This is a genomic window from Paracoccus sp. MC1862 (assembly GCF_016617715.1).
Classification (GTDB): Bacteria; Pseudomonadota; Alphaproteobacteria; order Rhodobacterales; family Rhodobacteraceae; genus Paracoccus.
Window position 1 is genome coordinate 1,311,104 of the sequence record NZ_CP067225.1, and the last position, 13,024, is coordinate 1,324,127.

Genomic DNA, 13,024 nt, shown 5'->3' on the forward strand with positions numbered 1-13,024 from the left:
CAGGATCAGGCCCATGACGTCGCTCAAGCGCAACCTTCCGCCCCTGACCAGCATCGTCGCCTTTGAAGCCGCAGCCCGGCTGGGCAGCTTTTCCGAGGCCGCGCGCGAGCTGAACGTCACCCGCGAGGCCGTCAGCCGCCAGATCAGGGCGCTGGAAACCCATCTCGGCCTGTCGCTGTTCCAGCGCAACGCCAATGCGACCACCCTGCGCGACTGGAGCCGCCCGTATCACGAGGCGGTCTCGGCCAGCCTCGAAAGCCTTGCGCGGGCCTCGCAGATGATCGGCGGAACGCAGGAGGAAGGTGCCGGGAACGAGGGCGGCTCGCCCACCCCGGACGATGAGGCCGGAACGGAACGGGCGCGCATTCTGGTCGTGGACGACATGCCCGCGAACATCCAGCGGCTGCACGACATCCTGCGCGGCCGCTATGACGTGATCGCCCATACCAGCGCCAGCGATGCGCTTGACTGGCTGGCGGCGGGCGGGCGGGCCGATCTGGCGAAGCTGGACGTCCACATGCCCGAGATGGCGGGATACGCGCTCTGCCGGCGGATCAAGGTGGACCCGCAGCATTCGCGGATTCCGGTGATCTTCCTGACCAGCCTCGACGCGCCGCAGGACGAGACCGAAGGCTTCGCCGCCGGCGCCTGCGACTACATCGCGCGGGGCACCGCCCCGGCGGTGCTGCTCGTCGAACACCTCCTCGGGGGCGAAGGGGACATGCTCGAACATCATGCGCCCGGCTTCCAGCTTGGACAGGTCCAGCACCGTGTCGATGCTGCCCAGCAGTTGCCGGGCGGCGCTGCGCATGTCCGGCACATGGCGCTGCACCGCCGAGGGAAGCCGTTCGGCCAGCAGCAGTTCCGGCAGGCCGGTGATCGCGTTCAGAGGCGTGCGCAATTCATGGCTCATGTTCGCGAGGAACGCCGATTTCGCGCGGGACGCCGCCAGCGCGTCGTTGCGGGCCAGCACCAGTTCGGCGGTGCGCTGCTCCACCTCTCCGCGCAGGTTGTCGCGGTAACGCTCCATTCTTGTCACGGTCAGGGTGAAGTCGCGGGCGAGGCTGGCGATCTCGTCGTCGCGTCCCTCGGACAGCAGCCCGGCCGCCCTGCCGGTCAGGCGGGAGCCCCCGCCCTCGCGCTGCGTCCGCGCCGCCCGGCTCAACGAATTCAGCGGGCGGATGACGAGGCTGCGGATCAGCACGAACAGGATGCCCGCGATCAGCAGCGCCTGCAGGACCGTGACCGCGACGACGCTGATCGCGCGGCGGCCCAGCTCGTCGTAAAGCCCGGCAAAGGACAGATCGACGTTCAGCCGGGCGATCGGCTCGGGCGAGCGCGGGGCCGAGAGATCGAATTCCAGCCGCCCCGACAGCCAGTCCCGCGGCACCAGCCGGCCCAGCGCCGACCGGGGTTCCGCGGCCAGGTCGGATTGCGCCGCGAGCGGGCCGATGTTGACCGTCCGCAGGTCGTCGGGCGCGAAGACGAGATCCCGCAGGGACAGGGAATGGACCAGCGGCGCCTCGGCCTGCCGGTCCAGCGTCGTCTGCGTGGCCACGAGGTCCAGGTCCCAGCAGGCGCTTTCCAGTTGCGGCAGCGCGGCGCGGAGCAGGCGTTCCGAGTTCTCGATCGCCGAGGCGAAGCTGCGGCGGAAATCGCCATAAGCGCTGATCCCGCCCAGCCCGATGCCTGATGCAACGCTGATGATGATGCTGGCCAGCGCGATCTTGCGCGCGATGCCGCCGCTGCTGCGCCGGGGCACGCTCATCCCGGCCGATGCCGCCGCAGGATGCGGTCCACGCGGCCATCGTCCGTCATCTGCCGCAGGACCGTCCCCAGAAGCGCAGCTTTCCCAGCCCCGGCGGGATCGCGGCGGAAGGCGGCATAGCGCGGCTGTTCCGCAAGCGGGGTCGGAAGGATGCGCACCCGGTCCCGGACCCTCAGCCTGTCGGCCGCATGAACCAGGTTGGCCTCGCCGCCGAGGATCACGCTCGCGCGGCCGAGCAGCAGCTTGCGCAGGCTGGTCTCGTCGTCCATCGAGCCTTCGCGGATGAAGCCGCGCGCCTCGTCGAAGGCGGCGCCATAGGTGAAGCCGTTGACCGTTCCCACGACCTGCCCGGACAGCCCGCCAAGGCCGCCGATGTCCGCCAGCCCCGATCCGGCCGGGACCATGAAGACCAGCCGCGTCATCCGCATCGGCCCCGTCATGTGCCAATGGCGGATGCGCCGGGGCGTCGGCGTCAACTGGAACAGCCCGTCCGCGGCGCCCGTCTCGAACGAGAGGATCGCCCGCTGCCAAGGCAGCGGCAGCATCCGCATCGTTATGCCCAGATCGCGGGCCGCGTCGGTCAGGATGTCGATGTCGAGGCCGACAAGCTCGCCGCCCTTCAGGTGGTTGTAGGGGGGAAAATGCTCCATCGCGATCATCGACCATTCGCGCGACGATGCCGCCGCGACATGCGGCGCGGCCAGTCCCGCCGCCGCAAGTCCCGCCGAGGCCAGCCCGGCCACGACCCCGCGCCGGGACAGGGCGGGCGGTGACGGTGCCCGATTCCACCCGCGAGGCGGCGGAATCGCTGGGGATGTCCCGGCTGATGACCTGCAACAACGTCGTCTTCCCGCTTGCGCTGCGCATCTCGATGCCGGCGCTGACCGCGAACCTGGTCAACCTCGTCAAGACCACGAACCAGGCCTATGCGATCGCGGTGCCCGAACTGCTCTACCAGTCGGTGTCGATCTGGAACGACTATCCGTCAGCGCAGAACCCGACGATGCTGCTGATGCTGGTCCTCTACCTGGGCCTGGTCGGCATCGTCTCGGCCGGCATGGGCACATGGGAACGCAGGATGAGGATTCCCGGCTATGGCGCGTAAGACCCCCGTTCCGATGGCGCCGGTCAGGGGTGCGCTGCCGGTGCTGCTGCCCTTCAGCCCCGCGCGGGCCGGCTTGGGACGATTTCTTCATGCTGCGCTGGATCGCCTCGATCCCCGCGGCCTGGCTGCTGGCGCTTGCCGCGCTGTTTCCCTTCGCGGTCATGGCGCAGTCCGGCCGCGACGCCGCCTCGGCCTTCGAGGCGGTGATCCGCTGGGCGCCGTTCCTGTTGACCCAGGGGTTCCTCTTCAACGTCCTGATCTCGGTTCTTGCCATGCTGCTGGGGACCATGGCGGGGGGGCTGGCCGGGATGGGCCTCATCTCGCGCAACCGGGTGCTGCGCGGCATCGTGCAGGTCTATGTCACCTTCTTCCGCAACGTGCCGTGGCTGGTGCTGCTGTTCATCGTCCTGCTGGGCCTGCCCTTTCAGGTGCAGACGTTCGGCATGACGATCCCCCTGCCCGGCTGGATCAAGGTGGTGATCGGCCTCGCCCTGCCGGTGTCGGCCAACATCGCCGAGGTGGTGCGCGGCGCGGTCCAGTCGGTGCCAACCGCCCAGTGGGAGGGCGCGGAATCGCTGGGCTTCACCCGGCAGCAGACCATCTGGCAGATCATCCTGCCGCAATGCGTCAAGCGGATGCTGCCGCCGTGGATGAACTGGTATGCGACCATGGCCATGTCCACGCCGCTGGCCTCGCTGCTGGGCGTGAACGAGGTCATCAGCCTGACCCGTCAGGCGATGGAGGCCGGGGGCAACTATCCCGAGCTTCCGATGTCTTTCTACGGCTTCGCCCTGCTGCTTTTCCTGGCCTGCTGCTATCCGATCGCACGCCTGACGATGCGGCCGGAGCGGCGGTTCGCCGTCAAGACCTGAGAGGTTCCCGATGACGAACTGGACCAAGAGCCAGCCCATCGTCCGCATCCGCGACGTCCGCAAGTCCTTCGGCCAGGTCGAGGTGCTGCGCGGCATCAGCTTCGACGTGATGAAGGGCGAGGTGGTCTGCATCATCGGCCCCTCGGGGTCGGGCAAGTCCACCCTGATCCGCTGCATCAACGCGCTGAACGACATCCAGGGCGGCTCGATCCAGGTCGAGGGGCAGGAGGTGCATGACCCGAAACTCGACAAGCTGGCGCTGCGGCGCAAGGTCGGGATGGTGTTCCAGCAATACAACCTGTTCCCGCACAAGACCGCCCTGCAGAACGTGATGATGGCGCCGGTCAAGGTGCTGAAGGAGGACAAGGCCGAGGTCGAGGCCCGCGCCCGCGCCCTGCTGAAGAAGGTGCGGCTGGAAGGGAAAGAGGATCACTATCCCGGCGAGCTGTCCGGCGGCTAGCAGCAGCGGGTGGCCATCGCCCGGTCGCTTGCGATGCGGCCCGACGTGATGCTGTTCGACGAGGTGACGGCGGCGCTGGACCCGGAAACGGTCAAGGAGGTGCTGGTCACGATCAAGGACTTGGCCGCCGAGGGCATGACCTGCATCCTCGTCACCCACGAGATGGGCTTTGCCCGCGAGATCGCCGACCACATCTATTTCACCGACCGCGGCGTGATCGTCGAACACGGCCCGCCCGCCGAGTTCTTCACCAGCGCCAAGGACCCGCGGACGCGCGATTTTCTCAACCAGGTGCTCTGACGGGCGGGCGAGAGACCGCTTCCGCCGCCCGCCGCCTGCGGCCCGGGGGCGTGCCGTATCTGTCGGCAAAGCAGCGGGTGAAATGGGCGGCGCTGGAAAACCCGGTCATCACCGCAATCTCAAGCACCGGCAGCGCGGTCTGCTGCAGCAATTCATCCGCCTTGGCCAGCCGCAGATCGCGGTAGAAACCCGTCATCGTCTGCCCGAACCGGGCCGCGAACAGGCGTTGCAACTGCCGGGCGCTGGCGCCGGACAGCGTCGCGAGTTGCTCGGGCGCCAGCGGGTCGGCAAGGTGGCTGGCCATCAGTTCCACCGCCGCCTCAAGCGCCGGGTGGTGCAGGTCGAAACGCTGTCCCGCGCCGGGCTGCTGCGGCTCGTCGGCCGTGCGCAGGCGGGGGTGGATGAACCAATCGCTGACCTCACGGGCGAACGACGCCCCATGCTCGCGGGCGATCAGCGCCCCCATCATGTCCATAGCGCCCACCCCCCCCGCGCAGGTATAGCGGTCGCGGTCGATGACATAGAGGGCGCGTTCGATCAGCAGGTCGGGGCCGTATTCCTGCAGCGCGTCGATATGGGTCCAATGGACGGTGAAGCGCCGCCCCGCCATCAGCCCCGCCTTGGCCAGATGCGCCGAGCCGCCGGAAATCCCGCCCAGCCGCATCCCCTTCTGCGCCAGCCCGCGCAGCCCCCGCATCAGCGCGGGATCGTCGTGCAGCATCGGATTGCCGCCCGAGACGACCATCGCGAGGTCCAGCCCGGCGTCCGCGGCGTCGGCCAGCGGCTGCGTGTCGAAGCCCCCGCCCGAGGACGAGGCAGCAAAGCCACCAGCGACGGAATGGAACTGGAAATGGTAAAGCGACCGGCCCGCCAGGTGGTTGGCCGCCCGCAGCGGCTCGACCGCCGAGGCGACCGACATCAGCCCATGATCGGGCGTCAGGATGAAACCGATCCGCATGGCGCGCCAGTAACACGCGCGTCCGAGGTGGACAAGAATATGTCCGCACTGTGCAAGCCGCGCGCGCCGCGCCGCGCTACGAACCTCGCAGACCCTGCTGACTTAAGGATGATCCGACTTGCGCTATTCGGCTTACCGGGTTGTCAAAGAGGCGCTGAGCGGCCATCGCGGCTGGCGCCCTCTGTGGCGCAACCCCGACCCCCGGCCCGCCTATGACTATGTCGTCGTCGGCGGCGGCGGGCACGGGCTGGCAACCGCCTATTACCTCGCCACCACCTTCAGGCAGGCCCGCATCGCCCTGCTGGAAAAAAGCTGGCTGGGGTCCGGCAACATCGGCCGCAACACGACGATCATCCGTTCCAACTACCTGCTGCCGGGGAACGAGCCGTTCTACGAGTTCTCCATGAAGCTCTGGGAGAACATGGAGCAGCTTCTGAACTTCAACGCGATGGTCAGCCAGCGCGGCATCCTGAACCTGTTCCACAGCGACGGCCAGCGCGACGCTTACCGCAGGCGGGGCAATGCGATGCTGCTGGCTGGGGCGGATGCGGAGCTACTGGACCGCGACCAGGTGCGGCGGATGACCCCCTTTCTGAATTTCGACAACGCCCGCTTCCCGATCAAGGGCGGCTTGCTGCAGCGCCGTGGCGGCACTGCGCGCCATGACGGCGTCGCCTGGGGCTATGCGCGGGGCGCGGACCTCGCAGGGGTGGACCTGATCCAGAACTGCGAGGTCACGGGCTTCCGTATCGAGAACGGGCGCGTGAAGGGCGTCGAGACTTCGCGCGGCTATATCGGGGCGGGCAAGGTCGGCGTGGCGGTCGCGGGATCGTCCAGCCGCGTCATGTCACAGGCCGGGATGCGGCTGCCGATCGAAAGCCATGTCCTGCAGGCCTTCGTCTCCGAGGGGCTGAAGCCGACCATTCCGGGGGTCATCACCTTCGGCGCCGGGCATTTCTACGTCAGCCAGTCCGACAAGGGCGGGCTGGTCTTCGGCGGCGACATCGACGGCTACAACTCCTACGCGCAGCGCGGCAACCTGCCGGTGATCGAGGACGTGGCCGAATCCGGCATGGCGCTGATGCCGATGATCGGGCGCGCAAGGCTGCTGCGGGTCTGGGGCGGGATCATGGACATGTCGATGGACGGCTCGCCCATCATCGACCGCACCCCGGTCGAGAGCCTCTACCTGAACGCAGGCTGGTGCTATGGCGGCTTCAAGGCGACGCCCGCCAGCGGCTATTGCTTCGCCCATCTGCTGGCGACCGACACACCCCATGACACCGCCAAGGCCTATCGGCTGGACCGCTTCGAGCGCGGCTACCTGATCGACGAAAAAGGCATGGGCGCCTCGCCCAATCTGCATTGAGAGCCTGACATGCTTATCCCCCACCCCCTTCTCGGCCCGCGCGACGCGCAGGAGTTCTTCTGCCTCGGCTCGGCCTCGCTGCTGGACCGCCCCGACGGCATGGCCGAGGGCGCGCAGCCCGCGTTCCACGATTACGTCTATCTGCGCGACAACCCGGCCGGCGTGCATCGCGAACTTTGGTTCCACGAACAGGGCGACCGCTCGTGGCTGGTCGTCACCCGCAACACCCTGACCCATGAGGTTCTGGGCGCCGAGCTTGCCCGTGACGTGGCACTGCGCGCGAAAGGGGGTGCGGCATGACCCGGCTATCCGGCGGGTTGATAGACCGCTCGCGCAGGCTGCGCTTCAGCTTCAACGGGAAGGACTTCACCGGCCATCCGGGCGACACGCTCGCCTCGGCGCTGATGGCGACCGGCGTCGGGCTAGTCGGCCGCAGCTTCAAGTATCACCGCCCGCGCGGCATCTTCACCGCCGGGTCCGAAGAACCGAACGCGCTGGTGGAGATCGGCAGCGGCGCGCGGTCCGAGCCGAACACCCGCGCCACCGTGGTGGAACTGTTCGACGGGCTTCAGGCGCGCAGCCAGAACCATGTCGGCTCGCTGAAACGCGACCTCTTGGCGGTGAACGACTGGTTCTCGCCCTTCTTCGCGGCGGGCTTCTATTACAAGACCTTCATGTGGCCGCAGAAGTTCTGGGAGAAGTTCTACGAACCCGCCATCCGCCGCGCGGCGGGGCTTGGGCGGCTGTCGGGCCAGCCCGACCCCGATGCCTATGACAAGGGCTTCCTGCATTGCGACCTGCTGGTGACCGGCGGCGGCGCGGCGGGTCTGGCGGCGGCCCTGACGGCGGCGCGGGCGGGCGCGCGGGTGATCCTTGCCGACGAGGACTTCCGCTTGGGCGGGCGGCTGCTGGCGGAAGCCCATCCGCTGAACGACGCCCCCGCGACCGAGTGGATCGCCGCGGTCGAGGCCGAGCTTTCCAGCCTGCCTAACCTGCGGATCATGCGCCGCACCACGGTCTACGGCGTCTTCGATTCCGGCGTCTATGGCGCGCTCGAAAGGGTGTCGGACCACCTTCCCGCCCCCGGCAAGCTGCGCCAGACGCTCTGGCGGATCACCGCCCGCCGCGCCGTTCTGGCCGCCGGCGCGACCGAGCGGCATATCCCCTTCGCCAACAACGACCGCCCCGGCGTGATGCTGGCGGGGGCGCTGCGGGCCTATGCCAACCGCTACGCCGCGGCCCCCGCCGACCGGGTGGCGATCTTCACCAACAACGACGACGGGCACCGGACGGCGCTGGACCTGCTGGGCAAGGGCATCAGCATCGCGGGCGTGATCGACCCGCGTGCCAATGCCACAGCGCAGGGCGACTATCCGCTGTTCGCGGGCGCCATGGTCACGGACAGCAAGGGCCGTCACGGCTTGCGCGCGGTTCAGGTCACGCGGAACGGGCGGGCCGAATGGCTGGACTGCGGCGCGCTCGGCGTCTCGGGCGGGTGGAACCCGAACGTGCATCTGGCCTCGCACCACCGGGGCCGCCCGGTCTGGGACGAGGCGGCGCAAGCCTTCCTGCCGCCCCCCGACGGGCCGGAGGGGCTGGTCGCCGCCGGGGCCGCCGCCGGGCATGGCTCGACCGCCGCCGCGCTGCGGTCGGGGGCCGAGGCCGCGCGGGACGCGCTGGCGGATCTCGGCATCGACGCCCCCCTGCCCGGCCTGCCGCGGGCCGAGGATGCGGGCCTGAACCTGCATCCCCTGTGGCATGTCCCCGGCAAGGGCCGCGCCTGGGTGGATTTCCAGAACGACGTGACCGTCAAGGACATCGCGCTGTCGTATCTGGAAAACATGCGCTCGGTCGAGCATCTCAAGCGCTGGACCACGCTGGGGATGGCGACCGACCAGGGCAAGACGGCGAACGTGACGGCGCTGGCGGTCATGGCGGAACTGACCGACCAGACCATCCCGCAGACCGGCACCACGGTCTTCCGCCCGCCCTATACCCCCGTCGCGCTGTCAGCGCTGGGGGGCGGCGACAACGGCGGGCATTTCAAGCCGCGCCGTCTGACGCCGACGCATGAATGGGCCGCCGCCCAGGGCGCGGTCTTCGTCGAGGTCGGCCAGTGGATGCGCGCGCAATATTTCCCGCAGCCCGGTGAAAGCCACTGGCGCGAGACGGTGGACCGTGAGGTGCTGGCCACCCGCAAGGGCGTCGGCATCTGCGACGTGACGACGCTGGGCAAGGTCGATGTGCAGGGCGCCGATGCGGGCGAGTTCCTGAACCGCCTCTATGCCAATGCCATGGGCAGCCTGAAGGTCGGCATGGTCCGCTATGGTCTGATGCTGCGCGAGGACGGGATCGTCTGGGACGACGGCACCTGCGCCCGGCTGGCGGACAGGCATTACGTCGTCACCACGACCACGGCCAATGCGGGCACGATCTACCGCCACATGGAGTTCTGCCGCCAGTGCCTGTGGCCGGACCTGGACGTGCAACTGATCTCGACCACCGACGCCTGGGCGCAGATCGCTGTCGCCGGGCCGAATGCCCGCCGCCTGCTGGAACGTGTCGTGGACGGCTTCGACCTGTCGAACGAGGCCTTTCCCTTCATGGCCTGCGCCAGCCTGACCGTCTGCGGGGGGCTGCGCGCGCGGCTGTTCCGCATCTCGTTCTCGGGCGAACTGGCCTACGAGATCGCGGTGCCCGCCCGCTATGGCAACGCGCTGATGGCGCGGCTGGTGGAAACCGGCGCGGACCTTGGCGCCACCCCCTACGGGACCGAGGCGCTTGGCGTCATGCGGATCGAAAAGGGCCATGCGGCGGGCAACGAGCTGAACGGTCAGACCACCGCGCAGATGCTGGGGCTGGGGCGGATGGTCTCCACGAAGAAGGACTCGATCGGCGCCGTCATGTCGCGCCGGGCCGGGCTGGTCGATGACCGGCGTGTACTGGTGGGCCTGCAGCCCGTCGATCCGGCCGAGCCGCTGGTCGCGGGGGCGCATCTCTTCACCGAAGGGGCCGAGCGGAACACCGGGACCGATCAGGGCTGGATCACCTCGGGCGCGCACAGCCCGCATCTGGGCCACGGCATCGGCCTCGGCTTCCTGGAAGACGGCGCGGCGCGCATGGGCGAGGTGATCGTTGCGGCCAACCCGCTTCAGAACCAGACTGTGCGGGTGCGCGTCACCAGTCCCCATTTCATCGACCCCGAAGGAGAACGCCTCCGTGCCTGATCGCGTGCCTGACCTTTCCCCTCTTTGCGCCACCGGCGGTTCCGCGCCGGCCGAGGCGCGCCATGGCGCGCTGAGCATCCGCGAGAACCCGGAACTGGCGCTTGCTTCGGTGGCGCGGCGGCGGGATGCGGCCCAGCCCTCGCCCTTGGGGCTGAGCCTTCCCGCGCCCGGCGGCTGGACCGCGGCCGGGGAAGTCTCGGCCTTCTGGACCGGGCCAGACCAGTGGATGATCGAGGGGCACGGGCTGGCGGACAGCGACTTCGCGGCCCGGGTCGCCGCCGATTGCCCGGATGCGTCCGTGACCGAGCAGACCGACGGCTTTGTCGCCTTCGAGATCCGCTCGTCCGCAGGCGAGCGGCCGATCACCGATCTGCTGGCCAAGCTCGTGAACCTCGATCCGCAGCGGCTTCAGCCCGGTTCCGCCGCCCGCACCGGGCTGGAGCATCTCGGCGTCTTTGTCATCCGCCGCGCCCCGGACCGGCTGGCGGTCATCGGCATGCGCTCGGCTGCCGGGTCGCTGTGGCACGCCCTGGAAACCGCGATCTCGCGGCAGGTCGAGGTGGCGGCATGACGGCGAAGATCATCGACGGCCGCGACTTTGCGCAGGGCATCCGCGAGAAGGTGGCGGCCCATGTCGCCCGGATCAACTCCGACCACGGCCTCACCCCCGGCCTCGCCGTGGTGCTGGTGGGCGAGGACCCCGCCTCGGCGGTCTATGTCAAAAACAAAGGCATCCAGACGCGCGAGGTCGGGATGGGCAGTTTCGAACATCGCCTGCCCGCCGACACCCCCGAGGCCGATCTGATCGCGCTGATCGACCGGCTGAACGCCGATGCGGCGGTTCACGGCATCCTTGTGCAACTGCCCCTGCCCGATCACCTTGATTCGGAAATGATCATCAACCGCCTTGACCCGGCCAAGGACGTCGATGGCTTCCACGTTCTGAACGTCGGCCTGCTGGGCACGGGGCAGAAGTCGATGGTGCCCTGCACGCCTCTGGGTTGCCTGATGATGCTGCGCGATCTGCATGGCAGCCTGTCGGGGCTGAACGCCGTTGTCGTCGGCCGGTCGAACATCGTCGGCAAGCCGATGGCGCAACTGCTGCTTGGCGACAGTTGCACCGTGACCATCGCCCACAGCCGCACCCGCGATCTGCCCGAGGTTTGCCGCCGCGCCGATATCCTGGTCGCCGCCGTGGGCCGCCCCGGAATGATCCGGGGCGACTGGGTCAAGCCGGGGGCAACCGTCATCGACGTCGGCATCAACCGGGTCGAGCGGGACGGAAAGGCCCGCCTTGTCGGCGACGTCGATTTCGACGAAGCGGTGCAGGTCGCCGGTGCGATCACCCCGGTTCCCGGCGGCGTCGGCCCGATGACCATCGCCTGCCTGCTGGCCAACACCCTGACGGCCTGCTGCCGCGCCAACGGGCTTGCCGAACCGCAAGGCCTTACCGCCTGATCCTTCCCCCGAACCCCCCGGAGGCTTGAGAACCCATGTCCCGCTACGCCCTTCGCGTCACCTGCCAGTCCACCCGCGGCATCGTCGCCGCCATCGCGGGCTATCTTGCCGAACAGGGCTGCAACATCACCGACAGCGCCCAGTTCGACGATGCCCATACCGGCCGCTTCTTCATGCGGATCAGCTTCCAGAGCGAGACCGGCAAGCAGCTTGCGGAATTGCACGAGGGCTTCGCGCCCGTGGCGTCCCGGCTGGGGATGGAGGCCGAGTTCTTCGACGAGGCCCGCAAGCGCAAGGTCATCCTGATGGTCTCGCGTTTCGGCCATTGCCTGAACGACCTCTTGTATCGCTGGCGGATCGGGGCGCTGCCGATCGACATCGTCGCGGTGATCTCGAACCACATGGACTATCAGAAGGTCGTCGTGAACCACGACATCCCCTTCCACTGCATCCGGGTCACGCCTGAGAACAAGCCTCAGGCCGAGGCCCGGATCATGGAGGTGGTCGAGGAAACCGGGGCCGAACTGATCGTGCTGGCGCGCTATATGCAGGTCCTGTCCGACGCGATGTGCCGGAAGATGTCGGGCCGGATCATCAACATCCACCACTCCTTCCTGCCCTCGTTCAAGGGTGCCAATCCCTACAAGCAGGCCTATGAGCGGGGGGTGAAGCTGATCGGGGCGACCTCGCATTACGTCACCGCCGATCTCGACGAAGGCCCGATCATCGAGCAGGATACCGTGCGCGTCACCCATGCGCAGTCGCCCGAAGATTACGTGAGCCTCGGCCGCGACGTCGAGGCCGCGGTCCTGTCGCGTGCGGTGCATGCCCATGTGAACGGCCGGGTGTTCCTGAACGGCAACAAGACGGTGGTCTTCCCCCCTTCGCCCGGTTCGCACGCATCGGAACGGATGGGCTGACGCACCGGCCCTGCGTCTCAGGGGTGCGACGTGCCCTCTTGAGACGCATCCGTGGCGCAAGGCCCCGGCGCCCATGTCGGGCTGCGCGCCCGCACGGGCGCCTGTCTCGGCCCGGACACCCAGATCATACTCAAGCAGCGCTGCGCCCCAGCTTCACGCGGGCCGTCGTCCGCCGATGTGTTCCAACCCCAAGGGACGATCGAGGGCGCGGAGGCATGAAACGCATACTCTGCTGTCGGAAACACCGACCCCGGTTGCGCCTTCCGGCAGGCCGGGGTTTTTCCGTTTCCATCGTAGAACTCGCCGAACAGGCTTCCGCGTCCTGCAAGGAATCTGCACGCAGGCTCACGATCCATTCCGGGAAAACAGGCATCTTTTCCAAAGATGCTGCAAGAAGCGGACCAAAGACCCTTGAGAAAGCCGGCATCCGCCGCGATGTCTGGCGACCCCGAGAGGATTCGAACCTCCAACCTGCCCCTTAGGAGGGGGCTGCTCTATCCAGTTGAGCCACGGGGTCTCGCCTGCCTTCTCGCACAAGGCCGCGCGTGAAGGCAAGGTTGCGGAAGGGGGTTGTCATGCGCTAACGG

At 68.4% G+C, this 13,024-nt stretch carries 10 protein-coding genes, 1 tRNA gene and 3 pseudogenes; 10 read left to right on the plus strand and 4 right to left on the minus strand.

Annotation, left to right across the window (positions count from 1 at the left end; genetic code table 11):
• Positions 1 to 13 precede the first annotated feature (13 nt).
• A pseudogene (locus JGR78_RS18600) lies at positions 14 to 628 on the plus strand (LysR family transcriptional regulator); the annotation flags it as partial.
• 123 nt (positions 629 to 751) lie between these two features.
• On the opposite strand, the pseudogene JGR78_RS18605 reads toward JGR78_RS18600, so the two are convergent.
• Positions 752 to 1,768: pseudogene (locus JGR78_RS18605) on the minus strand (histidine kinase dimerization/phospho-acceptor domain-containing protein); the annotation flags it as partial.
• Positions 1,765 to 2,511, minus strand: coding sequence for an ABC transporter substrate-binding protein (locus tag JGR78_RS06580; protein ID WP_234450893.1), 747 nt, complete (start codon positions 2,509 to 2,511; stop codon positions 1,765 to 1,767). The gene JGR78_RS06580 and the pseudogene JGR78_RS18605, both read right to left, overlap by 4 nt.
• 26 nt (positions 2,512 to 2,537) lie before the next feature.
• On the opposite strand from JGR78_RS06580, the gene JGR78_RS06585 reads away from it, so the two are divergent.
• From JGR78_RS06585 to JGR78_RS06595, 3 genes and pseudogenes are all read left to right on the plus strand, one after another.
• Positions 2,538 to 2,873: an ABC transporter permease subunit gene (locus tag JGR78_RS06585; protein WP_234450895.1), complete on the plus strand. Its 336-nt coding sequence runs from the start codon at positions 2,538 to 2,540 to the stop codon at positions 2,871 to 2,873.
• Positions 2,874 to 2,962: 89 nt separating this feature from the next.
• The gene (locus JGR78_RS06590) at positions 2,963 to 3,745 is read left to right on the plus strand and encodes an amino acid ABC transporter permease (protein WP_182803636.1); all 783 of its coding nucleotides are present in this window, start codon (positions 2,963 to 2,965) and stop codon (positions 3,743 to 3,745) included.
• Between the two features lie 10 nt (positions 3,746 to 3,755).
• Positions 3,756 to 4,505, plus strand: a pseudogene (locus tag JGR78_RS06595) (amino acid ABC transporter ATP-binding protein).
• Here JGR78_RS06595 and JGR78_RS06600 read toward each other — a convergent pair.
• Complete coding sequence (locus JGR78_RS06600; RefSeq protein ID WP_182791219.1) at positions 4,489 to 5,463, minus strand: GlxA family transcriptional regulator; 975 nt, start codon at positions 5,461 to 5,463, stop codon at positions 4,489 to 4,491. The pseudogene JGR78_RS06595 and the gene JGR78_RS06600 sit on opposite strands and share 17 nt — an antisense overlap.
• A gap of 118 nt (positions 5,464 to 5,581) precedes the next feature.
• On the opposite strand from JGR78_RS06600, the gene JGR78_RS06605 reads away from it, so the two are divergent.
• Genes JGR78_RS06605 through purU form a run of 6 tightly spaced genes read left to right on the plus strand, consistent with a single transcriptional unit; the run spans position 5,582 to position 12,437 of the window.
• Positions 5,582 to 6,832 (plus strand): sarcosine oxidase subunit beta family protein, encoded by a 1,251-nt coding sequence (locus JGR78_RS06605; protein WP_182803638.1) that lies wholly within the window; start codon positions 5,582 to 5,584, stop codon positions 6,830 to 6,832.
• A 9-nt stretch (positions 6,833 to 6,841) separates the two neighbouring features.
• The gene (locus JGR78_RS06610; RefSeq protein ID WP_182791217.1) at positions 6,842 to 7,132 is read left to right on the plus strand and encodes a sarcosine oxidase subunit delta; all 291 of its coding nucleotides are present in this window, start codon (positions 6,842 to 6,844) and stop codon (positions 7,130 to 7,132) included.
• A complete protein-coding gene (locus JGR78_RS06615; RefSeq protein WP_182803641.1) occupies positions 7,129 to 10,059 on the plus strand; it encodes a sarcosine oxidase subunit alpha family protein in 2,931 nt (976 codons plus the stop codon). Before JGR78_RS06610 ends, JGR78_RS06615 begins: the two co-directional genes overlap by 4 nt.
• Entirely contained in the window at positions 10,052 to 10,630 is a 579-nt protein-coding gene (locus JGR78_RS06620; RefSeq protein ID WP_234450896.1) for a sarcosine oxidase subunit gamma, read from the plus strand. The genes JGR78_RS06615 and JGR78_RS06620 overlap by 8 nt, the downstream gene beginning before the upstream one ends.
• A complete protein-coding gene (folD, locus tag JGR78_RS06625) occupies positions 10,627 to 11,517 on the plus strand; it encodes a bifunctional methylenetetrahydrofolate dehydrogenase/methenyltetrahydrofolate cyclohydrolase FolD (protein WP_182791214.1) in 891 nt (296 codons plus the stop codon). Before JGR78_RS06620 ends, folD begins: the two co-directional genes overlap by 4 nt.
• 35 nt (positions 11,518 to 11,552) lie before the next feature.
• Entirely contained in the window at positions 11,553 to 12,437 is an 885-nt protein-coding gene (purU, locus tag JGR78_RS06630) for a formyltetrahydrofolate deformylase (protein ID WP_182791213.1), read from the plus strand.
• Between the two features lie 440 nt (positions 12,438 to 12,877).
• Here purU and JGR78_RS06635 read toward each other — a convergent pair.
• A tRNA-Arg gene (locus JGR78_RS06635) sits at positions 12,878 to 12,954 on the minus strand.
• Between the last annotated feature and the right edge of the window lie 70 nt (positions 12,955 to 13,024).